General features: G+C 58.1%; 21 protein-coding genes. 12 read left to right on the top strand and 9 right to left on the bottom strand.

Annotated features, from left to right (window positions below; genetic code table 11):
* The first annotated feature begins 255 nt into the window (after positions 1-255).
* Both IM273_RS04395 and dadX read left to right on the top strand, forming a co-directional pair.
* Positions 256-1,554 carry a D-amino acid dehydrogenase gene (locus tag IM273_RS04395; protein WP_049138818.1) on the top strand — a complete coding sequence of 433 codons (1,299 nt, stop codon included), beginning with the start codon at positions 256-258 and terminating at the stop codon, positions 1,552-1,554.
* Positions 1,555-1,563: 9 nt separating this feature from the next.
* Complete coding sequence (dadX, locus tag IM273_RS04390; RefSeq protein ID WP_028013513.1) at positions 1,564-2,634, top strand: catabolic alanine racemase DadX; 1,071 nt, start codon at positions 1,564-1,566, stop codon at positions 2,632-2,634.
* A 46-nt stretch (positions 2,635-2,680) separates the two neighbouring features.
* Here dadX and IM273_RS04385 read toward each other — a convergent pair whose 3' ends face one another.
* Together IM273_RS04385 and ldcA are read right to left on the bottom strand one after the other, a co-directional pair.
* A complete protein-coding gene (locus tag IM273_RS04385; protein ID WP_193051398.1) occupies positions 2,681-4,414 on the bottom strand; it encodes a potassium/proton antiporter in 1,734 nt (577 codons plus the stop codon).
* An 88-nt stretch (positions 4,415-4,502) separates the two neighbouring features.
* Positions 4,503-5,417, bottom strand: coding sequence for a muramoyltetrapeptide carboxypeptidase (gene ldcA / locus IM273_RS04380; protein WP_028013511.1), 915 nt, complete (start codon positions 5,415-5,417; stop codon positions 4,503-4,505).
* 106 nt (positions 5,418-5,523) lie between these two features.
* On the opposite strand from ldcA, the gene emtA reads away from it, so the two are divergent.
* Positions 5,524-6,135: a membrane-bound lytic murein transglycosylase EmtA gene (emtA, locus tag IM273_RS04375; RefSeq protein ID WP_028013510.1), complete on the top strand. Its 612-nt coding sequence runs from the start codon at positions 5,524-5,526 to the stop codon at positions 6,133-6,135.
* Between the two features lie 36 nt (positions 6,136-6,171).
* Here emtA and IM273_RS04370 read toward each other — a convergent pair whose 3' ends face one another.
* Positions 6,172-6,903: a flagellar brake protein gene (locus IM273_RS04370; protein WP_028013509.1), complete on the bottom strand. Its 732-nt coding sequence runs from the start codon at positions 6,901-6,903 to the stop codon at positions 6,172-6,174.
* Between the two features lie 207 nt (positions 6,904-7,110).
* Between IM273_RS04370 and IM273_RS04365 the strand changes: the two genes are divergently transcribed.
* Positions 7,111-7,365, top strand: a complete 255-nt coding sequence (locus IM273_RS04365; protein ID WP_028013508.1) for a GlsB/YeaQ/YmgE family stress response membrane protein — start codon at positions 7,111-7,113, stop codon at positions 7,363-7,365.
* Positions 7,366-7,477: 112 nt separating this feature from the next.
* On the top strand, positions 7,478-9,580 hold the full coding sequence (locus tag IM273_RS04360) for a TonB-dependent siderophore receptor (protein WP_193051396.1): 2,103 nt from the start codon (positions 7,478-7,480) through the stop codon (positions 9,578-9,580).
* A 60-nt stretch (positions 9,581-9,640) separates the two neighbouring features.
* Here the strand turns inward: IM273_RS04360 and IM273_RS04355 are convergent, their stop codons facing one another.
* Entirely contained in the window at positions 9,641-11,326 is a 1,686-nt protein-coding gene (locus IM273_RS04355; RefSeq protein WP_193051394.1) for an alpha,alpha-trehalase, read from the bottom strand.
* 102 nt (positions 11,327-11,428) lie between these two features.
* Positions 11,429-12,385 carry an AraC family transcriptional regulator gene (locus IM273_RS04350; protein WP_047364871.1) on the bottom strand — a complete coding sequence of 319 codons (957 nt, stop codon included), beginning with the start codon at positions 12,383-12,385 and terminating at the stop codon, positions 11,429-11,431.
* Positions 12,386-12,500: 115 nt separating this feature from the next.
* Here IM273_RS04350 and IM273_RS04345 point away from each other — a divergent pair, with 115 nt between their 5' ends.
* The gene (locus IM273_RS04345; RefSeq protein ID WP_045260284.1) at positions 12,501-13,688 is read left to right on the top strand and encodes an MFS transporter; all 1,188 of its coding nucleotides are present in this window, start codon (positions 12,501-12,503) and stop codon (positions 13,686-13,688) included.
* 40 nt (positions 13,689-13,728) lie between these two features.
* On the opposite strand, the gene gap is transcribed toward IM273_RS04345, so the two are convergent.
* Positions 13,729-14,739, bottom strand: a complete 1,011-nt coding sequence (gap, locus tag IM273_RS04340) for a type I glyceraldehyde-3-phosphate dehydrogenase (RefSeq protein WP_193051392.1) — start codon at positions 14,737-14,739, stop codon at positions 13,729-13,731.
* A 78-nt stretch (positions 14,740-14,817) separates the two neighbouring features.
* Positions 14,818-15,798 carry a GlxA family transcriptional regulator gene (locus tag IM273_RS04335; RefSeq protein ID WP_192971773.1) on the bottom strand — a complete coding sequence of 327 codons (981 nt, stop codon included), beginning with the start codon at positions 15,796-15,798 and terminating at the stop codon, positions 14,818-14,820.
* 148 nt (positions 15,799-15,946) lie between these two features.
* Between IM273_RS04335 and IM273_RS04330 the strand changes: the two genes are divergently transcribed.
* Both IM273_RS04330 and IM273_RS04325 read left to right on the top strand, forming a co-directional pair.
* Entirely contained in the window at positions 15,947-16,918 is a 972-nt protein-coding gene (locus IM273_RS04330) for a fatty acid desaturase (protein WP_193051390.1), read from the top strand.
* Positions 16,911-17,669, top strand: a complete 759-nt coding sequence (locus IM273_RS04325) for a phosphate/phosphite/phosphonate ABC transporter substrate-binding protein (RefSeq protein ID WP_193051388.1) — start codon at positions 16,911-16,913, stop codon at positions 17,667-17,669. Before IM273_RS04330 ends, IM273_RS04325 begins: the two co-directional genes overlap by 8 nt.
* Here IM273_RS04325 and IM273_RS04320 read toward each other — a convergent pair.
* Together IM273_RS04320 and IM273_RS04315 are read right to left on the bottom strand one after the other, a co-directional pair.
* Positions 17,648-18,544, bottom strand: a complete 897-nt coding sequence (locus tag IM273_RS04320; RefSeq protein ID WP_193051386.1) for a LysR family transcriptional regulator — start codon at positions 18,542-18,544, stop codon at positions 17,648-17,650. The two genes, IM273_RS04325 and IM273_RS04320, sit on opposite strands and share 22 nt — an antisense overlap.
* 23 nt (positions 18,545-18,567) lie before the next feature.
* Positions 18,568-20,856 carry an FdhF/YdeP family oxidoreductase gene (locus tag IM273_RS04315; RefSeq protein WP_193051384.1) on the bottom strand — a complete coding sequence of 763 codons (2,289 nt, stop codon included), beginning with the start codon at positions 20,854-20,856 and terminating at the stop codon, positions 18,568-18,570.
* 978 nt (positions 20,857-21,834) lie between these two features.
* Between IM273_RS04315 and IM273_RS04310 the strand changes: the two genes are divergently transcribed.
* Genes IM273_RS04310 through IM273_RS04295 form a run of 4 tightly spaced genes read left to right on the top strand, consistent with a single transcriptional unit; the run spans position 21,835 to position 25,484 of the window.
* Positions 21,835-22,329: a hypothetical protein gene (locus tag IM273_RS04310; protein ID WP_048960692.1), complete on the top strand. Its 495-nt coding sequence runs from the start codon at positions 21,835-21,837 to the stop codon at positions 22,327-22,329.
* Positions 22,330-22,352: 23 nt separating this feature from the next.
* A complete protein-coding gene (tssJ, locus tag IM273_RS04305; RefSeq protein ID WP_193051700.1) occupies positions 22,353-22,856 on the top strand; it encodes a type VI secretion system lipoprotein TssJ in 504 nt (167 codons plus the stop codon).
* A 28-nt stretch (positions 22,857-22,884) separates the two neighbouring features.
* Positions 22,885-24,228: a type VI secretion system baseplate subunit TssK gene (gene tssK / locus IM273_RS04300; RefSeq protein WP_041909533.1), complete on the top strand. Its 1,344-nt coding sequence runs from the start codon at positions 22,885-22,887 to the stop codon at positions 24,226-24,228.
* Positions 24,229-24,245: 17 nt separating this feature from the next.
* Positions 24,246-25,484, top strand: a complete 1,239-nt coding sequence (locus IM273_RS04295) for a DotU family type VI secretion system protein (RefSeq protein ID WP_028013493.1) — start codon at positions 24,246-24,248, stop codon at positions 25,482-25,484.
* Positions 25,485-25,486 lie beyond the last annotated feature (2 nt).

Below are 25,486 nucleotides of genomic sequence, written 5' to 3'. Positions count from 1 at the left end.
TTAAAAAGCGTGCTGGCGCAGAAATTTTTTCTTTGCGATTTCCCGTTTTTGATACGGCAAAAAAAGCGCACCCATCAGAATTTTATGCTGGTTAAAAATAAAGCTCAGCAGGAGATCCCAAATTACCCCTATCCCCTGATGCTGGGGGATGTGTGAGGTAAGTCACCATAAAAAAGTCGTATGTTGAATAATATTTTCAACTAGGTTATCAATCTGTAATTAGATGATTGTTCTTTTGCTCATAATGGAGTGGCTATGCGTGTTGTCATACTGGGAAGTGGTGTCGTTGGCGTAACCAGCGCCTGGTATTTAAGTCAGGCGGGACATGAGGTTACCGTTATCGATCGTGAATCCGGCCCGGCGCTTGAAACCAGTGCGGCAAATGCCGGTCAAATCTCTCCTGGCTATGCGGCCCCGTGGGCGGCGCCCGGCGTGCCGCTGAAGGCAATCAAATGGATGTTCCAGCGCCACGCGCCGCTGGCCATCAGCCTTGACGGCACGCAGTTCCAGCTGAAGTGGATGTGGCAGATGCTGCGCAACTGCGACACCCGGCACTATATGGAAAATAAAGGCCGCATGGTGCGTCTGGCGGAATACAGCCGTGACTGCCTCAAAGCCCTGCGCGCGTCGACGGGTATCGAGTACGAAGGCCGTCAGGGCGGCACGCTGCAGCTGTTCCGCACCGAGCAACAGTATGAAAACGCCACCCGCGATATCGCCGTGCTGGAAGATGCCGGTGTACCGTATCAGCTGCTGGAAGCCAGCCAACTGGGGCAGGTGGAACCCGCGCTGGCCGAAGTGGCCCACAAGCTGACCGGCGGTCTGCGTCTGCCGAATGACGAAACCGGCGACTGTCAGCTCTTTACCCAGCGTCTGGCGCACATGTGCGAGCAGGCTGGGGTGAAATTCCGCTTTAATACCTCCGTCGACAAGCTGCTGTCGGAAGGCGAAAAAATTTACGGCGTGAAGTGCGGCGACGAGGTGATAAAGGCGGATGCCTACGTGATGGCGTTTGGTTCCTACTCCACCGCCATGCTGAAAGGCATCCTTGATATTCCGGTCTACCCGCTCAAGGGCTACTCATTGACTATCCCGGTGAAAGAGGAGAGCGGGGCGCCTGTGTCAACCATCCTGGATGAAACCTACAAAATCGCCATTACCCGCTTCGATAACCGTATTCGCGTCGGCGGCATGGCGGAGATTGTCGGCTTCAACACCGAGCTGCTGCAGCCGCGTCGTGAAACGCTGGAGATGGTGGTGGGCGATCTCTTCCCGCGCGGCGGGTTTGTGGAACAGGCGACGTTCTGGACCGGCCTGCGTCCGATGACCCCGGACGGCACGCCGATCGTGGGCCGCACGCCATATAAAAACCTGTGGACCAATACCGGACACGGCACGCTCGGCTGGACGATGGCCTGCGGCTCCGGCCAGCTGCTGAGCGACCTGATTTCCGGGCGCACGCCGGCAATTCCGTTTGACGATTTAAGTGCTGCGCGCTATCAATCAGGATTTACGCCATCGCGTCCTCAGCACCTGCACGGCGCGCATAATTAAGGAGTTGTCATGTCCCGTCCTGTTCTGGCTCAGCTGGATCTGCAGGCCCTGAAGGAAAACCTGCAAATTGTTCGCCGGGCAGCACCTGGTTCGCGCGTCTGGTCAGTCGTCAAGGCAAACGCCTACGGCCACGGTATTGACCGTATATGGAGCGCGCTCGGCGCGACCGACGGTTTTGCGTTACTGAATCTCGAAGAGGCCATCCTGCTGCGCGAACGCGGCTGGAAAGGGCCTATTCTGCTGCTGGAGGGGTTCTTCCACGCGGACGATCTGCCGCTGCTGGATAAGTATCGCCTGACCACCAGCGTTCACAGCAACTGGCAGATTAAAGCCATTCAGGATGCGAAGCTCCACGCTCCGCTGGATATTTATCTCAAGGTGAACAGCGGCATGAACCGCCTGGGCTTCCAGCCCGAGCGGGTGCATACGGTCTGGCAGCAGCTGCGTGGCCTGAAAAACGTCGGTGAAATGACGCTGATGGCGCACTTTGCCGATGCGGAAAAACCGGACGGCATTGCTGATGCTATGGTCCGCATTGAGCAGGCGGCTGAAGGGCTCGATTGTCCGCGCTCCCTGTCGAACTCGGCGGCGACGCTTTGGCATCCTGAAGCCCACTATAACTGGGTGCGTCCGGGGATCGTTCTGTACGGTGCATCACCCTCAGGCCAGTGGCAGGATATCGCCAACAGCGGCCTGAGGCCGGTCATGACCCTGCGCAGCGAGATCATCGGCGTGCAGACGCTGAAGGCGGGCGACACGGTAGGCTACGGCAGCCGCTTCCGGGCGAAGGGCGAGCAGCGGATTGGCATCGTCGCGGGCGGTTATGCCGACGGCTATCCGCGTATCGCGCCGACCGGCACGCCGGTTTGGGTGGATGGGGTGCGCACGGGCACGGTGGGGACCGTCTCAATGGATATGCTGGCCGTTGACCTGACGCCATGCCCGCAGGCGGGCATCGGTTCACCGGTCGAGCTGTGGGGCAATGAAATCAAAATTGATGACGTGGCGGCCGCGGCGGGAACGGTAGGGTATGAACTGATGTGCGCCCTGGCACCAAGAGTGCCGGTTGTGACGGTGTAACTTGTATCTTTGCCGGGTGACGCGAAGCCGCCACCCGGTAAAAAAACTACTCCGCGTCCTCTTCCATCGGCCTCAAACCGACCTTCCGCACCGCGTTATCTTCTTTTTCTGCCACCGTCCAGATCATCCCGGCAAACTCCACCTGGTCACCCACAACCGGCGCAGCGCCAAGCCGCTGCTGAATGATTTCGCCCAGCGTTTGCGGGTTATCACCGTCTTCTGCACCTTCATCCAGGCCATAAATGAGCGCCACATCCGTAAACTTGGCGCTGGCTTCCAGAATAAAATCGCCGAAGAAACGCTGGTCCAGCGCCACGGGAGGCGACTGGCTGAACAGCTTGCCCAGCGCGGGCAGGTCGCGCTCGCGGCCGATGACACACAGAATATCCCCTTCGCGCAGGCGGGTGCTGCCAGTCGGGTGCAGCAGGACATTATCGCGGAACAGGGCGGCAATGCGCGTTTCAGTCGGCATGTGCAAATCGCGCAGCGAGGCCCCCACGCACCATTTGTCGGCGCTCAGCTGATAGACGAACTGCTCCCACGGGTTTTCCGGGTGAATGTCCAGCCCCACGCGGGAGACCGGCCAGCCTACGGGCGGCACCACCACTTTGGCCTTTTTCGCCGCCCACCCGAGCGACGTGCCCTGGAACAGCAGGGAAATCAGCACCACGAAGAACGCCACGTTGAAGAACAGCCGCGCGTTGTCGAGACCGGCCATCATCGGGAACACCGCAAGGATAATCGGCACCGCGCCGCGCAGGCCGACCCAGCTGATAAAGACGCGCTCGCGCAGGTTAAATCCGCGAAACGGCAGCAGTCCTGCAAATACGGAGAGCGGACGGGCGAAGAAGATCATCCACGCCGACAGCAGCAGCGCCGGAACGGCGATCGGCAGCAGGTCCGACGGGGTCACCAGTAGGCCCAGCACCAGGAACATGCCGATTTGCGCCAGCCACGCCAGGCCGTCAAAGTTCTGCAAAATAGCATGACGGTTGCGAATAGGGCGGTTGCCCATCAGGAACCCGCAGAGGTAGACGGCGAGAATACCGCTGCCGTCCAGCGCGGTGGTAACGGCAAAAATGAGAATGCCGCCGCTCAGCGCCAGCAGAGGGTAAAGCCCCGAGGGCAGAGAAATGCGGTTGATCGTCTGCTGTAACAGGTATCCCCCCGCCAGGCCGATGACAATCCCCAGCCCGAACTGCTGCAGAATATGCAGGGCAAACATCCAGCTCAGGCCCGTCTCGTGCTGCTGGATCATCTCTATCAGCGTGATGGTCAGGAACACCGCCATCGGATCGTTACTGCCGGATTCAATCTCAAGCGTTGAGCCAACGCGTTCGTTAAGCCCTTTACCCCCAAGCAGGGAAAAGACCGCCGCCGCATCGGTAGAGCCAACGATTGCGCCAATCAGCAAGCCTTCCATGAGATTGAGATTGAAAAGCCAGGCGGCCATCATCCCGGTGAGGCCGGAGGTGATCAACACGCCGACGGTCGCCAGCGACAGCGCAGGCCCTAAGGCCACGCGGAAGGAGCTCGCCTGAGTGCGCATCCCGCCGTCGAGCAGGATCACCGCCAGCGCGAGGTTACTCACCATGTAGGCGAAGGGATAGTTATCGAAGGGGATACCGCCGATGCCGTCAACACCGGCCAGCATGCCGATGGCCAGGAAAATAACAAGAATGGGTATGCCAAGACGCGATGAAAATGAACTTAATAAAATACTGCTGGTTACAAGTACAGAACCCAAAATGAAAAGGCTGATTATCGCTGCGGCATCCAATGTTCTCTTTCTCCCACCTCAATGTTAACGCTGTTACTAAAACCCTAACATATTAACAACGGCAACAGCGTTTTATTAAGGGGGTTTTTTATGCTTTTATGACCGGATGACCACCGATCGTTAACCGACTGCCCGAAACATCATGTGTAAGCGTCGCCTGCGCGCCCAGCGCAAGGGTAACGGTCTGCTGCTCATGACCGAAATCCAGCCCGGTGATAACCGGAATATCCAGCCGCGAGCGGATGAAATCGACCATCGTTTCCAGGGAGTAGCCCGCATCATAGTCATTCGGGGCAGAGCCGCTGAAGCTGCCCAGCACGATCGCGGACTGGCGATCGAGAATACCGGCATGATAAAGCTGCAATAACATGCGCTCGACGCGGAACGGATGTTCGTTAATATCCTCCAGCACCAGAATGCCGTCCTTGATTTGCGGCATCCACGGCGTGCCGATGAGCGAGACCAGCATCGCCAGGTTACCGCCCCAGAGCTGGCCCTCACATTCCCAGTGCGGTCCATTGCCTTGCCATTCCACGCTGTAGGTGGGATTGCGCAGCGCGCGCCAGAAATGCTCCACGGTGAACGCGTCCAGTTCCGGCGCGCCGAAGTTACCGGCCAGCATCGGGCCGCTAAACGTGATGACGTTATGCAGCGCCAGAAGACCAAGCTGGATGGCGGTGAAATCGCTGTGTCCGCATATCAGCAGCGGATCCTGCTGCTGGCGCTGCGCCAGGCCCTGCCAGTCAATGCTCTCAAGCAGCCTGCTCGCACCATAGCCGCCGCGCACCGCAAGGACTATTCGGTTTTCGCCCTTCAGGTTCACCAGGCTATTGATATCATTTAGCCTCTGCGCTTCTGTTCCGGCAAAACGCTGCTGGCGGCGGGGGATAATTGTCTGATTTTCTACCTGATGGCCGGATTCCAGTAAGCGCTGAACGCCCCGCTGCGCCGCGTCCTGGTTAATACAGTAGCCCGATGGCGCGATGAGATGAAACTGAGACATGGCAATTCCTTGCTGAATGAGAAACTAATTGTCTATATCATGCCGCGTATACGCCGCCTGCTTCAAGGGCGGCGCACCGCGATGACCGGCTATAAGGATAGATGACGTGAAATTGAGATGGTTTGCTTTTTTGATTGTTTTGCTGGCTGGCTGTAGTTCAAAACATGATTATCAAAACCCGCCCTGGAATCCGGAAGTGCCGGTGAAACGGGCCATGCAGTGGATGCCGATCAGTGAAAAAGCCGGGAAGGCGTGGGGCGTCAGCCCGCGGCTGATCACCGCCATTATTGCGGTGGAGTCCGGTGGCAATCCTACGCTTGTCAGCAAATCCAACGCGGTGGGGCTGATGCAGCTGAAAGCCTCTACGGCGGGGAGAGAGGTCTACCGCTATATGGGCTGGAGCGGCCAGCCGTCGACCAGCGAGCTGAAGAACCCGGAACGCAACATTTCTATGGGGACCGCTTACCTGAGCATTCTGGAACACGGCGTGCTGAAGGGCATTGAGGATCCGGAAGTGATGCAATACGCGCTGGTGGTCTCGTACGTGAACGGCGCCGGGGCGCTGCTCAGAACCTTCTCCTCTGACCGCAAAGAGGCGATTGAGGAGATCAACGACATGGACAAAGATGAGTTCGTCGAGCATGTGGCGAAAAATCATCCGGCACCGCAGGCGCCTCGCTATATCTGGAAAGTACAGAAAGCGATGGATGCCATGTAATGCCGCAAACGGGCGGCGCTCGCTGCCCGACTTTTCCTACAGAACCTTATTCGCACGTTCCCGTGCTTCCCGTTCCAGCGAATAGATAATGCGCTGCAGCTCGCGCTCCGCGCCGGGCCCGACGTTCAGAAAACGGAAGCTCAGACGCGGCGTGGTAATCGTTTCATTTTTGCTGTCCACCACCGTGCGCTCGCTGATGGCAATCAGCTGTGCATCGAAATAAAAACGGCCCCAGCCCGCCATATCCAGTTCTATTTGCGTAAACCGCATGCCTTCTACCAGACCCTCCGGCTTCGGGGTATCCATCAGCGCGCCCATTCCGCCCAGCGACAGGTCAAAGAGACGGAAGCGGATCTCTTTTTTGTCCGGCATTTTAGCCTTACAAAAATAGGCAGGATGAAGCGGGGCGCTGATGCGGAAATATTCACGGCGCTGGACAAACCAGAGGTTGCCAGGAAGGAGGGTAACAAAAGCCGGAAGTCCCTGGTATTCGCTCAGTTCCAGTCGCGGCAGGACAAATTCCACTTTGGCCCCATGGGTTTCGGCCATGACCACGATATTCTCTGCTTTCAGCGCCGCGCGGTTTTCATACTCCAGGCTGCCCAGGTCAATAACCAGCCTCTCCTGCGAGACGTCAAGGATCTTGCTGATAAACTGATTATTCGACCAGCTGATGCGCAGCGGCACTTCGCCTTTTTGCAGGTCGCGTAATACCCCTAATACAGCCAGCGGATTTTGCTTGAGGAACTGCTCACTGTAATGACTCACGCCGGATGGCTCCTTGATCGATGACAGACTGTCTTAGTGTTATCGGCAATCCACCCTCAAACTTAATACAAACCGGTGAGATTTTTTTACCGTTGTCCGCAGGATAAGTCGGTGAGACGAAACTGGTTTTCCGGTGATGACCTATACTTAAGTTAGCTGTGCAGAAGGTTTTCTGCACATGCGTTTAATCTGCAAGAGGGCATTGCTATGGGTATCATCGCCTGGATTATCTTTGGCCTTATTGCCGGCGCTATCGCAAAACTGATCATGCCGGGAAACGATGGCGGCGGCTTTATTTTGACCTGCGTACTCGGGGTCGTTGGTGCGGTTGTAGGTGGCTGGCTGGCGACGATGTTTGGTTTTGGTGGTGACATCAGTGGTTTCGACATGCACAGTTTCCTGGTCGCTGTCGTGGGAGCCATTGTCGTGCTGGGCATATTCAGATTACTGCGACGAGCATAAAATGACAGAACGGCTCTCTGCGGAGGGCCGTTTTTTTTGCCGCTATATTGATTTGCTAATCTAAATGATAATAATTGTCGTTCCGTATTGCATGTAATAACAAGACGACATTATGAACTCCTCACGTTTTACGTTATGCACCCTGGCGGGTGCCGTCACGCTGGCATTGCAGGTCCAGGCTTTCGCCGAAGAATCAACCATTGTCGTCACGGGCTCAGAGCAAGGCAGCGCGCTGCCGGCCTGGACCAACAGCGCCACCAAATCGGCCTTTGCCGAAAGTAAAACGCCGCAGGTTATCAACACGCTCTCTGCGCCGGAGATCGAAAAGCGTCACGCGAACTCCGTGAATGAAATCCTGCGCTATGCCCCAGGCGTCTCAACCGAGGTGCGGGGGAATACCTCCTATATGAGCGAATACAAAATTCGTGGCTTTACCGTTGATCAGGAGTTTTACAACGGGCTGCAGCTACCCTATAACGTCACCGGTAACACCAAGGCGCGCATCGATCCGCTGTTAATAGAGAGCGTCGATATCCTGAAAGGGCCTTCATCGGTGCTTTACGGCGGCGGTTCGCCGGGCGGGCTGGTAAATATTCAAAGTAAAAAGCCGCAGCGGGAAGCCCGAACCGAGGTCGGTTTTAATACCGGGAACCGTAATCTGAAAGAAGGCTATCTCGATTCGACCGGACAAATTGCCGACAGCGACTGGAATTACCGCCTGCTGGGTAAGGCGACGGAGAATGACGATCAGCCGCACACCAGCCGCTATGAAAATTATCTGGTCGCCCCATCCGTTACATGGCAACCCGACGGTAAAACCCGCCTCACCCTGGATGCGCTGGCGCAAAACTCCCCGAGCCTGACGCCGTCTAACCCGCTGCCGCTCGCTTATCTGCGGTCCAAATATGCCGATCGCCGGGATTACGCCGGAGAGGAGTGGAGCGGGTTTAAGCAGCGGCAGTGGATGCTGGGCTACAGCTTCGAACACGAGTTTGACAGCGGCTGGGGCTTTAATCAGAAAGCGCGCTATTTCGACGTCGATACCCACCAGAACAGCGTCTACGCGACGGGAACGGGAAGTGAGGTCTATCAGCTTAACCGCTTTGCCTATACCACCGATGAAGATCTTAAGAGCTTCAACATCGACAACCAGGTGACTAAAACCGTTGCGCTGGGCGACTGGAAACACCATCTGCTGGCCGGGTTTGACTATCAGAGGCTGAACTCCCATTTCCACTACCGCTACGCGTCGACTACGCCGGGCATGGATATGCGTAATCCGGACTATTCGCAAATCCACGAAAGCGCGCTGGGGCTTTACACCGCCCAGAAAAACCGCCTCAGCTACCAGCAGAACGGGTACTACCTGCAGGATCAGGTGGAATTTGGCGGCTTAAGTCTGTTGGGCAGCCTGCGCTACGACGATTACCGCTCCGTCACCACCGATTACCTGCAAAACGGCGATAAGGCCTGGGTATCGCAGGATCGCGTTACCAAACGCCTGGGGGCGCTTTACGCCTTCGATAACGGTATTTCGCCGTTTATCAGCTATTCAGAAGGTTTTGCACCGGTCTCGCCGCAGGGGACGCTCACGGCGAAAGACGTCAAGCCAACCACCAGCAAGCAGGTGGAAGGCGGGGTAAAATATCTGCTGGCAGAGTACGCCACGACGTTTACCGCCTCGGTGTTTAACATCCGGCAGAAAAACGTCGTCACCTCCGACCCGGGCTTCCTGAACTACCGTCAGACTGGTGAAGTGGAATCCAAAGGCGCGGAGCTCTCCGCCATCAGCCGCCCGACGGACAACCTGACGCTGATTGCCAACTATGCCTACACCCACGTAATTAATACCGAAGATGATAAATACCAGGGCAAGCGTCCTACTCAGGTGCCGGAAAATGCGTTCAACCTGTGGGGGGACTACACCTTCGAGAGCACGCCGCTGAAGGGGCTGATGCTGGGCGCCGGGGCGCGCTATACCGGGCCGATGGAGATTTCACCGTCTAACGATGCGGGTAAGCTGGGGGGCACTACGCAGTACGATCTGGCGGCGTCGTACCGGATGGGCGAAATTCTGCCTTCGCTGGCGGGGCTGACGCTTAAGGCAAGTATGCAGAACATCACCAATAAAGAGACGCTGACCTGCTACGATGCGACTAACTGCTGGATTGGGCGTGACAGGACGTATCAGCTAGGGGCGAGTTACAGCTTCTAAATCCCTGTGAGTTCAAAATGAAGGCCGGGTAAGGCGTAGCCATCACCCGGCAATACTCCCTTACTGCGCCGAAGCTTTCACCGGCGCAGCCTCATCGTTCGCCGCAGGCTGATTTTCCGGCACGCTGTCGCACGGTTTCTCTTTCGGACAAACCAGATCCAGCATTTTCAGCGTCACGCCGTTACTCCAGCCGAACCCATCCTGGAGCGGATATTCACCGCCGCCACCGCCGGTACCGGTAGAAGAGACATCATATTTCTCCACCAGCTTCTTCTCGCGGTCATAAGTGTGCTGAACGTTCTTCAGGAAGCGCCAGGTCACGTCCATTGCAACCTTATCCTGCCCATAGTTCTGCAACCCTTCCGTTGCCACCCACTGCAGCGGTGCCCAGCCGTTTGGCGCATCCCACTGCTGGCCGCTGTTGATGGTGGTGGTGGTAATACCGCCCGGCTTCAACAGGCGCGCGGAGGTGGCCGCGGCCACTTTATCGGCGCGATCCTGTGCCGCCGCCTTCACGTAGAGTGGGAAGAGGGCCGCTGCCGTGAGCTGGTTGCGCACCTTCTTACTCTTGAGATCGTAATCGGCGTACCAGCCCTCTTTATCGTTCCACAGGTGGCGCTCAATGGCTTTTTGACGCGCGGTTGCTAATGCCTCGTATTTACTCGCCGCCGCGCTGTCGCCCGCCTCCTGGCCTGCTCGCGCGAGCAGTTTTTCCATTTTAAACATCAGGGCGTTCAGATCGACGGGCACAATGCTGGTGGTGCGGATGGTGCCGAGCTTTTGCGGGTCGTCCATCCAGCGGGAGCTAAAGTCCCAGCCCGAGGCCGCTGCGGAGCGCAAATCGCGGTAGATCTCCGTCGCAGGCCGGTTAGGGTTGCTCTTCGCCGTGGTGATATCGTCAAGCCAGGACTCCGGGCGCGGGGTATCGCGATCGTCCCAGTAGCGGTTGAGTACGGAACCGTCATCGAGCTTCACCACGCGCTGGTTAGCCTGCCCAGGCTGAAGGCTTTCTACACCCTCCATCCAGTAGGTGTACTCTTTTTCCATTTGTGGACGGTATTTTTTCAGCGCGTCTTTGTCATGCGTCGCCAGCAACTCAACCATCAGTGAGAAGAACGGCGGCTGGGAGCGGCTCAGGTAGTAGCTGCGGTTGCCGTTGGGGATATGGCCGAAGGTATCAATCTCATACGCAAAGTTATCCACCATATCGCTGATTTTGTCCCAGTGGCCGCTCTCCGCCAGGCCCAGCATGGTGAAATAGCTATCCCAGTAGTAGACCTCGCGGAAGCGCCCGCCGGGCACAACGTAAGGTTTCGGTAACGGCAGCAGGGAATCCCATTTGTTACTGGCTTTATCCGTGGTGCGCGTCAGCACAGGCCAGAGGTCGTCAATGTGCTCACGTAAGCTTTGTCCCGCAGGCGGCACATATTTTTCACCTTCCGCAGGCAGCGTGAAGTTCATCTCCACAAAGTGGCGCAGGTCAAAGCTTGTCTGGGTGTGCTGCATCCGGTAATCCGCCAGAATCATCAGCGGGTCGCTTTTGGGAACGGCATCGGCAAAGGTTTTCTGATCGGGAAACAGTTTGGCACTCTGCACATCGTTAAACAGGGGGCCCAGTAAAATATCGGGTGAAGTTGTCTGGGCGGTGGGGCTATCGTCGGCATATCCCAATGTCGTTACGCCGAGCAGCGCGCCACCTAACGCAAGGGGCAAAAAGGCGGGGCGTAGTGTACGAGGTCTTATCATGAGTTCGTCTCCTGTCTTCACTAAACAGCGTGACCGCTGTTGTCAATCACCTGAAAACCTTAGACGAATATTGCCCGCTTCGCGTTAAATATTGCCGCGCTCTCAGACCTCTTCCGGCGTCTGGCCGGCTTCCCGCAGCGTGCCCGGCGCATGGCCAATGATGCGCTTAAAGGCCCGGCTAAACGCCGCCAGCGATCCGTAACCCAGCCGCAGGGCGACCGTTTCAATCGGCTGATTTTCGTGACGAATGTACTGAATCGCCAGCCGCATTCTCAGTTCGCTGAGATACTTTGCCGGGGTCGTCCCCGTCGCGGCCAGAAACCGTTCGGCAAACACGGAGCGTGAGGTGCCCGCTTCTTTCGCCAGATCCGCCACGCTCCAGTTCAGGCCAGGCTGCTGGTGCATGGCGTAAATGGCCCGGCTCAGGCGCGGGTCGCGTAAAACCTGCACCCAGCCGGTGGCTTTACCGCAGCCGCCCTCAACCCAGCCGCGCACAATTAACGCCGCCACCACATCAGCCAGCCGGGCAAGGATCCCGGCGAACCCGGCCTGACGGGTCATGGATTCTCGCTCCATCGCCGCCAGTAGCGGATGAATTTCCGGCCAGGTGGACATCAGCCGGCTGACCATCATCACTTCCGGCATTGCTTTGATCAGCGGCTGCATCCCGCCGAGCTCAAAATCCATGCACCCGCTAAAGATGATGGTGTTCTCGCTCTCCGGACAGGGCTCGCAGGTAATGGCGCACACCGAACCGCAGATGGGTTCGCTCGGAAAAGCGTTCACCGGGGTAATGGCTGCCTGCGCGTCAGAGAGCAGGGCGTGGGCATTCCCGCCAGGAATAAACAGCGCGTCGCCGCCGCTCAGTTCGAAGGTCGCACCGCTCTCCATACGCAGCAGGGCGCTACCGTGGCTCACAAAATGGAACTGCGCCTTACCGGGCGCCTGGTGGAACGCCACGCCAAACGGCGCGCTGGCTTCAATCCGTCGGTATTTCACGCCCGACAGGCGCATGCCGCGTAAGAGTTCGCTGATCAAATCGGGGGACTGAACGGTCATGGCGCAACTCCGGACGAATAATCAATAAGTGGAGATTATATGTCATAGATCGTCCACGGTGAACCCTCTATGCTTTTGCGACAGTTGTCACATTTTTATAACGGGAGAACAACAGATGAATTCATGTGTCGTGGCGAGAGAGGCCGTGGCGCCAGCCAGACCCGCCTGGCGGGCCGTCTATTCACTGGGGCTGGGCGTGTTTGGGTTGATAACGGCTGAGTTCCTGCCAGCCAGTTTGCTGACGCCGATGGCCGCGAGTCTGGGCGTCAGCGAGGGCATGGCCGGGCAGGCCGTCACCGCCACCGCGCTGGTGGCGCTGGTCACCGGGCTTCTGATTACGCCGGCGACCAAAAGTATCGACCGTCGCTGGGTACTGATGTTTTTCTCCGTGCTGCAAATCATCTCCAGCCTGCTGGTGGCCTTTGCGCCTACGCTGCACGTCCTGCTGATGGGGCGCCTGCTGTTAGGGGTCGCCATCGGTGGCTTCTGGGCGATGTCGACGGCCACCACGATGCGCCTGGTTCCGACGGATAAAGTGCCGAAGGCGCTGGCGGTGATCTTCTCCAGCGTGTCGATTGCCACCGTAGTTGCTGCCCCGCTGGGGAGCTATCTGGGTAGCCTGATCGGCTGGCGCAACGTCTTTGTGCTCTGCATACTGCCGAGCGTACTGGCGCTGCTGTGGCAGATCTGGGTGCTGCCGTCCATGAAGCCCGAGAGCAGCGGTAGCCTCAGCACGCTGTTCCGCGTGCTGCGTCGACCGGGCATGATCGGCGGCATGCTGGCCACTATTCTGATCTTCAGCGGCCATTTCGCCTTCTTTACCTACCTGCGCCCGTTCCTGGAAACGGTGGGGCAGGCGAACGTTGAGACCATTTCACTGATCCTGCTGGGCTTTGGGCTGGCGAACTTTGTCGGTACTTCCGTTGCCGGACATCTGCTGGCACGTAATCTGCGCCTGACGCTGGCGCTGGTGCCGTTCGCCATGGGCATACTGGCGCTGACGATGGTGGCGTTTGGCCATCTGGCAATGCTGGACGGGTTCCTGGTGGCGCTGTGGGGCTTTGCGTTTGGTCTGGTTCCGGTGGGCTGGTCAACCTGGCTTGCCACCACCGTTCCGGATGAAGCCGAAAGTGCAGGGGGGCTGCTGGTGGCCTCAATCCAGCTGGCGATAAGCGCCGGTGCGGCCGGGGGCGGGGCGGTATTTGACCTTAACGGTGCCAGCGGCGTATTCGCCGGAAGCGGGTTCCTGCTGGTGACGGCGATGGTGATTGTGTTGATGGGCGTGAAAGTGAAAGCGGAATGATTTTTTGCCGGGTGAGCGTTCGCGCCACCCGGCTCCAGGCTTACAGCCCTTTCTTATCCATGAGCACCGCCAGATCCACCAGGCGGTTAGAGAAGCCCCACTCGTTGTCATACCACGCCAGGATCTTCACCATGTTCCCGCCAATCACCAGCGTGGAAAGCCCGTCGATAATGGAGGAGCGCGGGTCGCCCTGGTAGTCGCTGGAGACCAGCGGTTCATCGCTATAGCCCAGGATCCCTTTCAGAGGCCCGCTGGCGGCCGCGTTGAGGAACGCCTCATTCACCTCTTCGGCGGTTACGCTACGGCTGAGCGTTACCGTTAAATCCACAATCGACACCACCGGCACCGGCACGCGCAGGGAGTACCCGGTCAGCTTGCCGTCCAGGGAGGGGATCACTTTGCCCAGCGCTTTCGCCGCGCCGCTGGAGTAAGGCACAATCGACAGCGCCGCCGCGCGCGCGCCGCGCAGATCTTTTTCCGGCTGGTCGTGCAGCGCCTGGCTGTTGGTGTAGGCGTGCGTCGTGTTCATCAGACCATGCTCGATCCCGAACTGCTGATGCAGCACCTGAGCCGCCGGCGCCAGACCGTTAGTGGTACAGCTCCCGTTACTGACGACCACGTGCTGAGCCGGGTCGTAGCGATCGTGGTTCACTCCCATCACAACCGTCAGATCGTCATTCTTGCCGGGCGCGGAGATGATGACGCGCTTTGCGCCACCCTGCGTGACGTGCACCGCCGCTTTTTCCCGATCGGTAAAGAAGCCGGTGGCCTCAATTACCACGTCAACACCAACATCGCGCCACGGAATATTTGCCGGATCGCGTTCGCTAAACACCACAATCCGCTGACCGTCCACCTGCAGCGCGCCGTCAGCCGCTTCAACGGGCGCGGGCAGTTTGCCCAGAAGGGAATCATGTTTCAGCAGGTGGGCGAGGGTTTTACTGTCCGTCAGATCGTTAATGGCCACAATCTGAAGATCCGGGTTACCCAGCGCCGCACGTAGGAAATTACGTCCGATACGGCCGAAACCGTTAATACCGACCTTAACCATGGTGCACTCCTTATCTCTGTTGTCTGGAGTCACTGTAGGCGCGGGGCCGGTTGGCGTAAACGACAAAAAAGGATCAGATTACGCCATCTTGCGGCAGTGGAAGCGCTGGCGGTACTCGCCTGGCGTGAGGTGGAGCTGTTTCTCAAACACGCGGCGCAGGTTAATGCTGGTGCCAAACCCGCTTTGCTCGGCAACCCGCTCAAGGGGATCATGGGTCTGCTCAAGCAGCTGTCGGGCGGCGGCCAGGCGCGCTTCCGTCACGTAACGGGCAGGCGAGACGCCCGCGTCGCGGGTAAAAACCCGGGTGAAATTGCGCGGGCTCATCGCCACCTTTTCGGCCAAATTTTCCACGCACAGGTCGGCGGTGAGGTTCTGCAGGATCCAGGTTTGCAGTTCGCTGATAGGCCCCGATGCGCCAGACTGCTGCAGGCTATAGCGGCTGAACTGCAGCTGTCCGCCGGGGCGACGCAGATACATCACCATATCCTGCGCCACGTCGCGGGCGAGGGTAAATCCGTAGTCGTCTTCCACCAGCGCCAGGGTCAGATCGAACCCGGAACTCACGCCGCCGGAGGTCCAGATGGGGCCATCCTGAATATACAGCGGGCCGCCTTCGACGTGGATAGCCGGGTACTGGGCTTGCATCGTCTCCAGCAGCCGCCAGTGGGTGGTTGCGCGGCGGCCGTCCAGCAAGCCGGTCTGGGCAAGCAGCATCGCGCCCCCGCAAATGGAGGCGACCCGCCGGGCGTGCGGGGCAGCGAGGTGCAGCCAGTCCACCACCGCCGTGCTCTCCTGCTCGTTGATCCCGCGTCCGGTGATGATAATGGTGTCCAGCGGTTCGCGCGGATCCAGCTCCGGCAGACGATAGTCCGCCAGCAGGTTCAGGCCAGACTGGCCGTGGATCACCTGGTGGGGCTGCGTGGTGGCAATGATGATACGGTAGCGGGGCTGGGTAAGCCCTTCCGGATGCAGCCGGTTGGCCTGCATCAGAATGTCGGCGATACCGGCGGCCTCAAACAGCATGCCGCCGTCAGGTACGATAATTAATATTTTCTTCATGTCCTGAAAAGTACCTTTACCACAGAATAAGTCAAGCCGGGCGTGACCCTGCGTTTCCGGCAAAGCAAAGCGATTTAAGTTCTTTGTCATTTCAGGCGTTATCCCCGATCGTCAGAGCATTGTCTCTGGCGAAACGGCGTCTGAAGGAATGAGTAAACGAAGCTCCCTCTATTTACATCCGCAGCAGCGCAATCACATCCACCGACTTGCATCTGGGGTTCTGTGGCGAAGTGAACTCCCTACGTGGCTGCTGATCGTCATTATCTATACCGGCTGGTTTTCCACCCTAACATTCTGGCAAACGCTCGGCCTGCTTCCCGCCACGCTGCTGCTTATCTGGTTTACCGCCTGGTACATGTCCCTACAGCATGAGCTGATCCACGGGCATCCCACCCGTTTTGCCTGGCTTAACCAGCTGTTCGGCACGCTCCCTCTGGCGGTCTGGTATCCATACGGCCTGTACCGGGATTCCCATCTGGCCCACCATCGGTACGATAGCCTGACCGATCCGGTGGATGACCCGGAGTCGTATTATTTCACCGAGGCGAGCTGGGCGCGCTTTTCCCCGTGGCAGAAGCGCCTGATCCGGGCCCGGAATACCTTTGCCGGGCGGCTTCTGCTGGCGCCGCTGCTGGATATCGTCCAGACGCTGGGCAGCGCCGGGGCGGCGTTTCGTCATTTTCACCTGCGGGCGATGGCGATGTGGCTGGTTCACGCTCTGCTGCTGGCGGCACTTTTCGCGTGGATGGTGCATCACGGCTTTTCGCCCGTCTGGTTTGTGCTGGCGGTAAGCTATCCGGCGCTGGCGCTGACCAAGGTCCGCTCGTTCTACGAACATCGGGCGGCAGACGATCCGCTCGCGCGCTCGGTGATTAACGAGGCCGGGCTAGTCTGGCGGGTGCTGTTTTTGAATCTCAACTACCATTCTATTCACCACGATTTACCGGGCGTTCCCTGGTACGGGTTGCCGACGATCTACCGGCAAAACCGGGAGGCGTACCGGCAGCGTAACCACGGCTTTGTGGTCCGGGGCTACGGTGAATGGCTACGCCAGTTCTGGACCCGGCCAGTGGAGGTCACCGTCCATCCCGGAAAACAACAGGAGGAGAGGTATGAGTAACCTGCTGGCGTTTCCCATGTACGCCGTGGATCGCGGCGATACCCGCGCGCTCTGGCTGGCGGTTCAGCATCTGCTGGCCGCGCGTGGCGTGCCCGTCGGTGGTACTCCCGGCTGGCCGGAGTCTGACCTGCTGGCCCACTGGCAACAGCCTGAGCTTATCCTCAGCCAGACATGCGGCTACCCGCTGGTGACGCAGCTCCCGGAGGTACAGGTGGTGGGCTGTTTTCACTATACCGCCGCGGGCTGCGAAGGGAGCCAGTACCGCAGTTTTCTGGTAGCGCGCGCGGAGGAAAGGCATCTCACGCTGGCGGATTTCCGCGGACGTCGGGCGGTTTGTAATTCGGAAGACTCGCAATCCGGCTATAACGCGCTGCGAAAAAAGGTGGCTCCCCTGATTGTAGACGGACCATTTTTTTCACAAACGTCCTTCAGCGGTAGCCACCGTCAGTCGCTGATTGACGTGCAGCGCGGGAAGAGCGATATCGCCGCCATCGACTGCGTGACCTGGGCGCTGCTGGAGCGTCATGAGCCGGAACGGCTTGCGGGGCTGGCGGCGTTCGATCGAACGCCGCTGACGCCAGGGCTGCCATTAATCACGTCGCGACGCACGTCCCCCGAAACGCTCAGCGCCATTCGCGATGCGCTGCGCGAGCTGGTGAGTGCGCCGGATTACCGGGAGGTCTGCGCCGCAGTGCTGATCGGCGGTTTTAGCGTGGTGTCGCGGCAGGCTTACGCCTCCTTGTCCGCGTGATAAATCGCCTGCGCGTCGGTAAAGCAGCGCAGCGCCAGCGAAGAGACGGGTTTCTGCCTGCGCATAATCAGGCCGATGGGAGCCTCAATGTTCGCGTCGGCGATGGGGACAATCCTGAAAGTGCTGTTCAGGGCTTCCAGCCCGTTATTCAGCGGCATCACGGCGCAGCATACGCCGCTCTGAACCGCCTGAATGATCTGGAACGTGGAGTCGCTCTCAAAAACGGCCGTCGGTTCGATGCCAGCAGCTTTAAAGCTGGCCTCCATATGCGCCCGGTAGTGCATCCCTTTGGTCAGGAACCCCAGCGGAAAATCCGTCAGGTCGTGCCAGGTCAGCGTCTCCGGGGTAAGCTGGAAATGACGGGTGTCGTGGAGCAGGCCCATCTTCGTTTCTGGCAACCGGATAATGTCAAACAGGCTGGTGTCGATGCTGTTCAGGTAGCAAACCCCCAGCTCAAGCTGATTGCGGCTGACGCCGTCGGCAATCTGCGCCGAAGACATAGAATAGAGGCTGTAGGTCAGCTCCGGGTACTTTTGCGTCAGCAGGCGGATAAAGATCATCGGATCCACGCTCGCCAGCGGCACCATCCCCAGACGGAGTTCTCCCACCACCTGGCCTTTACACAGCGCGGCTTCCGCCTGCAATCCGTCGTGTGCGGCAAGAAGCGCGCGCGCCCATGCGAGGATGCGCTCTCCCTCCGGCGTAAACCCTTCAAAGCGCTGCCCGCGCACGATCAGCACCAGCCCCAGCTCCTCTTCCAGGCTGCGGATGCGCATGGAGAGGGTCGGCTGGGTGATGTTGCACCGCAATGCCGCTTTACCAAAGTGGCGGGTCTCGTCGAGCGCGAGTAAATATTTTATCTGTTTTATGTCCATCACTCTTCTCTGCGCGTAAAGCCTTACAGCATGCGGATCTCTTTCGAGCGCAGGGTAATGCGAACCGGAACCGATTTATACGACGGCGTACCGCTGTCCTTATCGAGATAATTGAGCGGTACCAGCACGTTGGCCTCCGGGTAATACGCGCCGACGGAGCCCGGGGCGATGTTGTACGCCACCACCGTAATATCTTCCAGCCGCTGCGCGCTGCCGGGTAGGGCGGTTTCGATATCCACGCGATCGCCGTGTTCCAGCCCTGACTGCGCCATATCTTCTTCGTTCATAAACAGCACGTCGCGGCGGCCAAATACGCCACGGTAGCGATCGTCCAGGGCGTAAATGGTGGTGTTGTACTGGTCGTGGCTGCGCAGCGTGATCAGGCGCAGCACATGCTCGCCTTCACCGCTGGCGTTTTCCTGTACGCCGTCGAATACCGAGAACATCGCTTTGCCCGTTGCGGTGGGCCAGATACGCTGTGTCGGAGGCAGCGGCATGCGGAAGCCGCCGGGAACACGGATCCGCGCATTGTAGTTCTCAAAGCCCGGAATGGTCTGCTCGATCAAATCGCGGATGCGGTCGTAATCCTCGACCAGCGTCAGCCAGTCCACGCGTGTTTCCGGCAGGGTAGCCTTTGCGAGGCCAGCGACGATGGCAGGCTCCGAACGGAGCAACGGCGAGGCGGGTTTCAGCTTGCCGGAGGAAGCATGCACCATCGACATGGAGTCTTCGACGGTGATGGACTGACGGCCGGTGGCCTGCATATCCAGCTCCGTGCGGCCGAGACACGGGAAAATAAAGGTCTCTTTACCCACCAGCAGATGGGTACGGTTCAGCTTGGTCCCGACGTGCACGCTCAGATCCAGGTTACCCATCGCCGGGAAACCGTTCTCGTGGTCGGGCATTGCGACGGCAAAGTTACCGCCGAGGCAAATGAGCGCTTTTGCGCGACCGTCGATCATGGCCTGCGTCGCCTGCACCGCATCGTGTCCGTGACGGGAAGGGGGCTCAAAGCCAAACACCTCTTTCAGGCGGTTCAGGAAGGCCGGGGCAGGCTTCTCGCTAATCCCGACGGTCCGGTTCCCCTGAACGTTAGAGTGGCCGCGCAGGGGGCAGATCCCCGCGCCGGGCTTGCCGATATTCCCGCGCAGAAGCAGCAGGTCAGCAATCAGGCGGACGTTCGCCGTGCCTTTATTGTGCTGGGTAATCCCCATTCCGTAAGTAATGATGGTGGCGTTTGATTTGGCATAGGCCTCGGCCACCTTTTTGAGCGCCGCCTGGCTGAGCCCCGATTCGCGCTCAATGTCGTCCCAGCGGGTCTGCGCAATATCGGCGGCAAAATCTTCAATACCCCGGGTGTGTTCTGCAATAAACGCGCGGTCGAGCACGTCACCGCGTTCGGCCTCCATCTCCAGAAGGTGTTTAGCTATGCCTTTCAGCGCGGCGGCATCGCCCCCGGCCTTCACCTGGAAGTAGGTCGAGGCGATGTCCGTAGAGCCATAGGTTGCCATTTCAATCACGCTTTGCGGGTCGGCAAAACGTTCGAGGGCGCGCTCGCGCAGCGGGTTGAAAACGATAATCGGCACATTGCGACGCGCCAGCTCGTGCAGGGTACCCATCATTCGCGGATGGTTGGTGCCGGGGTTGTGACCGATGGAGATCACCAGCTCAGTCTTGTCAAAATCGTCCAGCGAGACGGTGCCTTTCCCAATTCCGATGGAGCGCGGCAAGCCGACGCTGGTGGCCTCGTGACACATATTCGAGCAGTCCGGGAAATTATTGGTGCCGTACTCGCGGGCGAACAGCTGGAACAGATACGCCGCTTCGTTGGAGGCGCGCCCGGAAGTATAGAACTCGACCTGGTCCGGTTCGAGCCCGCGCAATATTTCCCCGATGCGTTGAAACGCCTCGTCCCAGTCGACGGGCCGGAAGGTATCGCTGGCCCGGTCATAGCGCAGGGGATGCGTCAGACGACCGTAACCTTCCAGCTCAAAGTCCGATTTGGCCAGCAGCGAGGAGACGCTGTTTTCCGCCAGAAAATCGGGCGTCACGCGCTTACTGGTCGCTTCCCAGGTCACCGCTTTCGCGCCGTTCTCGCAGAACTGGAATGTCGACTTGTGCTCTTTATCGGGCCACGCGCAGCCGGGGCAGTCAAAACCGTCCGGCTGGTTGGTACGCAGCAGCGTCGCGGGAGCGTCCAGGGTATCCATTTGGGTACGTACCGCAATGGCCGTCGCCTTCAACGCGCCCCAGCCGCCGGCAGGACCATCGTAGTGTCTGATACCGGGAACTGAGCGTCTTTTCGTGTTCATACTGACTCCTGACGTGTTTGGTCGCGCAACGGCTGGGTAATAAGCAAAAGCAATGACTGGCGGAGATGGAAATCCACGCGGTCGAGTTACGGCTCTTGCCTGTAATTATCTTTATAACAATGAGTTAAGAATGTTGGCATGCAACTATTTAAAGAAATTATAACGAAATTTTATCATTTTAATAATAAATTGTATCTATCATCCGGTAGGCAGGATAGATAGCGTCGAGAGAGAAAGCATGTAGCGCAGGTAAAATTTCGAATGAAAGAGACGGTCGCTCTAAAGTGGAAACGTGGCGGCTGACAGGCGCTGTAGCAACGTCGGTATTCGAAATAGTGACGAGAAGGTTTACTCAGGCTTAATGATTAATGGAAATGTATAATCACTTACAGGGTTATTATTACAACATGAAATATAAGTTATTTTGAGTCGTGAAATTAAAGGCGCAGTCAATAAGTTAAATAGCGATGGTGTGGTCAGGTGATGCGGCAATATTAAACATACCCTGTTAGTGCAACAGATAATTCATCGTCGATATCTTCTTCTGATATCACCAAAACAACATTTCTACTAATTATGGTAGTGGCGATAATAGCGTTATTGCGTTAATGAAATCCGTTCTCTTTTGAATTTTGTGCTTTAATAACAGTGTGTTATATCATTAGCAGGTGTTGAAATAAGTAGATCCAGGCCATGTCGGGTTTTTTTATCAGATTATTCCTATAATGTTTTGGCTGCTTCAATTACCACCACTTACGCTGCGGTAAATATTGAATTGAAGCAAAGCTCATGTAAACTTGTTTACCGTTTGTCAAAATATGTCAGGAAGACGCTGGGCCTTATTCTGAAGGGCTCGTGCGGTAGCTATGCCTTTAAATTAGTAACACCCCGAAATTATCCTGACTATTTTAACAATAGCACCTAAGTCAAATTTCATCCCCTTATCTCCATCATCAAAATATCGCTACGGAAAAGCATATGAAAATGCGCGTACTGTTTTCACTTCTGTTTGTAATGGCGGTGGCGGGCTGTAAAGCGCCACAGAAACCGGCAATCACCGACGACACGATCGTGACCAGCCAGGTCAACGGTGTCACCCTGACCCACCGTCACGCCGTGGTGCCGCCAACGGAATTCGCCCAGCTCAACGAGCCTTATCGTGCCATGTACCCGGCCTCCCTGATGAGCCGTCCTGATTTTGGCGGAAAGGTTATCCGTACGCTGGAAACCGGAAAAACCTATGTAGTGCTGGGGCAGGTTGAACACTACTGGATGGCGCTCGCCGATGAGGGGAACGACCAGCTGATTGGCTACGTCCCGATGCGTGCCGTTATCAAAGCCGACCAGTACGAAGCCACCGTCCGCAAACAGGCCATTCGTCCTAAGGTGCGTAAAAAAGCGACCTGCGTCGATGTGGATGGCAACAGCAAAGCCTGCAAAGACAGCGCTAACGGTACCTGGATCCTGAACTAAACGGCTTTCGTGGGCGTATTTTTATGAATAATAAAAAGTTTCATTGGCTGTGGTTAGTCTTCTACGCGGCGATTTTCGCCCTTGTCAGTGGTTGTACGTCGTCTTCACACAGCGACCCTTCCCGCTACAATCTGCAGTTTCAGGCTCATCCACAAATCAATGATTCTGCGCCACTTAAAGTCCGGGTGCTGTTGTTGAAATCCGATGCGGATTTCATGTCCAGCGACTTCTATTCCCTGCAGAACAACGCGTCAGCAACGCTTGGCGCGAATCTGCTGAACAGCGACGTTTTCTTCCTGATGCCGGGACAGCTGTCCAAAACCCTCAGCGGTCAGAGCGATCCTGAGGCGCGTTATATCGGCGTGATGGCGGAGTATCAGAAGCTGGACGGTAAAAAATGGCGCGTTTCACTCCCGCTGCCTGTGCCAGGCGAAAATCATATCTACCAGTTCTGGAAATGGTCCGCGGATGAACTCCAGGCCAACGTTTTTCTCGACGTAAACGGCATTCGGGTCATCAGCCAGTAACGCGCTTCACAACAGGAAACACATCATCATGACCAAAGCAGAAAAGGTCGTCTGGACCGAAGGCATGTTCCTGCGTCCACACCATTTTCAGCGGACTGAAAGTTATCTGCTCAACCATGTTCGTGAGTGGGGTGCGCTGCAGCGTTCCTATCTCTGGGGCTTTCTCGACGTAGAACTGGACGAAGCGATGCTTCGCCAGGGATGCATTGCCCTGAGCTACTGCAGCGGGTTACTGCCGGACGGCACCTTTTTCCAGGTCCGCAACGGACGCAATGGTCCCGCGCCGCTAAAAATTCCTGACAATCTCACCAACGAAAAGGTGGTGCTCGCGCTGCCGGTTCGTCGTGGCGAGCGGGAAGAGGTGATTTTCAGCGAAGAGCCTGCCTCGCTGGCCCGCTTCGTCGCGTTTGAGCAGGAGGTGGAGGACGATAACGCCATGTCGGTGGGGGATGCCACCGTCCAGTTTGGCCGCCTGCGCCTGACGCTGATGCTGGAAAAAGACCTCACGGCAGAATGGACATCCATCGGCGTGGCGTTTGTGACTGAAAAACGCAACGACAACCACGTGCGGCTGGATAACAGCTACATCCCGCCGATGCTGAACGCCAATAACAGCCCGCAGATCTACAGCATGATCAACGATCTGCACGGTTTGCTGGTGCAGCGCAGCCAGCAGATTGGCGGCCGCCTGCGTCAGCCTGGCCGCTTTAACACCTCTGAACTGATTGAATTTACGCTGCTTTCGCTCGTGAACCGTCATCTGGGCGAGGTTTCACATTTAAAAACGCTGCCGCTGCTGCACCCGGAAACGCTCTGGCGCAGCTGGCTGCCGTTTGCCACCGAGCTCACGACCTGGACGTCGCAGCGCACCACCGAGAGCGTGCTGCCGATCTACGATCACGACGATCTGGCGAACTGCTTCAGCAAGCTGATGCTGATGCTGCGCCAGGGCCTGTCGCTGGTGATGGAAGACCACGCCATTCAGCTGCCGCTTAACGAGCGCTCGCATGGCTTGAACATCGCCACTGTTCCTGAAACCAGCATGGTGCGCGAATTTGGCTTCGTGCTGGCGGTGAAAGCCAACGTGCCGGGCGAACATCTGCAAACCCACTTCCCGGCGCAGATGAAAATTGCCCCGGTCTCGAAAATTCGCGATCTGGTTCAGCTGCAGCTGCCTGGCATTATGCTGCGCGCCATGCCGGTCGCGCCGCCGCAGATCCCGTGGCATGCCGGCTACAGCTACTTCGAGCTGGAGAAGGGCAGCGAGCTGTGGCACGAGATGGATAAGTCCGGCGCATTCGCCCTGCACCTTGCAGGGGAGTTCCCGGGGCTGGATATGGAGTTTTGGGCCATCCGTAGCCCGACAGAATAATAAAGCGAGCGCTTAATATGCAGGAACGACAGGATAGCGGCAGTGATGCCGCGTTTACCGGAGCCAGTAGCAACAATCAGCTGGTGGCGGCCGCCAATCCGCTGCTCAACGCGATTCCGCAGATCCGTCATTCGGTATCACATGACGATCAGGTGGCGTTACGCCAGCGCCTGATCGATGAGATTCGCCGTTTTGAAGTCCGCTGTCAGCAGGCGGGGCTGCCCTACGAAGTGATCGTCGGGGCGCGCTACTGCCTGTGCACGGCGCTGGACGAGGCCGCCGCGCTGACTCCCTGGGGCAGCAGCGGCGTCTGGTCCAGCAATGGCCTGCTGGTGACGTTCCATAACGAAACCTGGGGCGGCGAAAAGTTCTTCCAGCTGCTGGCGCGCCTGTCGCAGAACCCGCGCGAGCATATCCTGCTGCTGGAGATGATCAACTACTGCCTGCTGCTCGGCTTCGAGGGGCGCTATCGGGTGCTGGACAATGGCCGCACCCAGCTTGAAACCATCAAGCAGCGGCTGTGGCAGATGATACGCGGCGTGCGCGGCAGCTATCCGCCGCCGCTTTCTCCCCATCCGGAAGATCGTCCGGTGCTGCGCAAGCTCTGGCGGCCGATGGTTCCCCTGTGGGCCTGCGTGGCGCTGGCCGGGTTTATCGCCTGCCTGTTTTACATCGTGCTTAACTGGCGCCTTGGCGACAACACCAACCCGGTGCTGGCGAAGATTTATCAGTCCCAACTGCCGGAAACCACCATCCAGCAGCCGGCGCGTCAGCTGCCCGCGGTGCTTAACCTGCGCGGCTTCCTGAAGCCTGAAATTGAGGCGGGCCTGGTGGCGGTAAAAGACCAGGCAGATCGCAGCGTCGTGATCCTGAAGGGCGACGGGCTGTTTGCCTCCGCCTCGACCGTCGTGCGCGACCGCTATGAACCGGTCATCAACCGCATTGCGCAGGCGATGAACAACGTCAGCGGCAAAATTCTGGTGGTGGGCTACAGCGATAACGTGCCGATCCGCAGCGCGCGCTTTGCCTCTAACTACGAGCTCTCACTGGAACGCGCGCGCTCCGTACAGAAAATGCTGCAGGGAAGCCTCTCTCAGCCTGGCCGCGTGAAGGCGGAAGGGCGGGGCGAGATTAACCCGGTGGCGCCGAACACGACGCCGGAAAACCGCGCCCGTAACCGCCGTGTGGAAATTACTCTGCTGGTGTCGCCTGAAAACACCCAGGCCGAGCTGAACGGATTGCCGCAAGGAAACTAAGG

Origin of the sequence: Enterobacter cloacae complex sp. P13B, from assembly GCF_014895915.1 — a bacterium.
Classification (GTDB): domain Bacteria; phylum Pseudomonadota; class Gammaproteobacteria; order Enterobacterales; family Enterobacteriaceae; genus Enterobacter; species Enterobacter bugandensis.
This window is presented reverse-complemented; position numbering and strand designations above follow the sequence as displayed.

Bases quoted from the DNA above. Each gene is read 5' to 3' on its own strand.
- IM273_RS04330 (WP_193051390.1), top strand. From the start codon at position 15,947: ATGAGTAAACGAAGCTCCCTCTATTTACATCCGCAGCAGCGCAATCAC.
- IM273_RS04320 (WP_193051386.1), bottom strand. From the start codon at position 18,544: ATGGACATAAAACAGATAAAATATTTACTCGCGCTCGACGAGACCCGC.
- IM273_RS04335 (WP_192971773.1), bottom strand. From the start codon at position 15,798: ATGAAGAAAATATTAATTATCGTACCTGACGGCGGCATGCTGTTTGAG.
- dadX (WP_028013513.1), top strand. From the start codon at position 1,564: ATGTCCCGTCCTGTTCTGGCTCAGCTGGATCTGCAGGCCCTGAAGGAA.
- IM273_RS04295 (WP_028013493.1), top strand. From the start codon at position 24,246: ATGCAGGAACGACAGGATAGCGGCAGTGATGCCGCGTTTACCGGAGCC.
- tssK (WP_041909533.1), top strand. From the start codon at position 22,885: ATGACCAAAGCAGAAAAGGTCGTCTGGACCGAAGGCATGTTCCTGCGT.
- tssJ (WP_193051700.1), top strand. From the start codon at position 22,353: ATGAATAATAAAAAGTTTCATTGGCTGTGGTTAGTCTTCTACGCGGCG.
- IM273_RS04310 (WP_048960692.1), top strand. From the start codon at position 21,835: ATGAAAATGCGCGTACTGTTTTCACTTCTGTTTGTAATGGCGGTGGCG.
- IM273_RS04345 (WP_045260284.1), top strand. From the start codon at position 12,501: ATGAATTCATGTGTCGTGGCGAGAGAGGCCGTGGCGCCAGCCAGACCC.
- IM273_RS04355 (WP_193051394.1), bottom strand. From the start codon at position 11,326: ATGATAAGACCTCGTACACTACGCCCCGCCTTTTTGCCCCTTGCGTTA.
- IM273_RS04350 (WP_047364871.1), bottom strand. From the start codon at position 12,385: ATGACCGTTCAGTCCCCCGATTTGATCAGCGAACTCTTACGCGGCATG.
- IM273_RS04395 (WP_049138818.1), top strand. From the start codon at position 256: ATGCGTGTTGTCATACTGGGAAGTGGTGTCGTTGGCGTAACCAGCGCC.
- IM273_RS04325 (WP_193051388.1), top strand. From the start codon at position 16,911: ATGAGTAACCTGCTGGCGTTTCCCATGTACGCCGTGGATCGCGGCGAT.
- ldcA (WP_028013511.1), bottom strand. From the start codon at position 5,417: ATGTCTCAGTTTCATCTCATCGCGCCATCGGGCTACTGTATTAACCAG.
- IM273_RS04365 (WP_028013508.1), top strand. From the start codon at position 7,111: ATGGGTATCATCGCCTGGATTATCTTTGGCCTTATTGCCGGCGCTATC.
- IM273_RS04315 (WP_193051384.1), bottom strand. From the start codon at position 20,856: ATGAACACGAAAAGACGCTCAGTTCCCGGTATCAGACACTACGATGGT.
- gap (WP_193051392.1), bottom strand. From the start codon at position 14,739: ATGGTTAAGGTCGGTATTAACGGTTTCGGCCGTATCGGACGTAATTTC.
- IM273_RS04360 (WP_193051396.1), top strand. From the start codon at position 7,478: ATGAACTCCTCACGTTTTACGTTATGCACCCTGGCGGGTGCCGTCACG.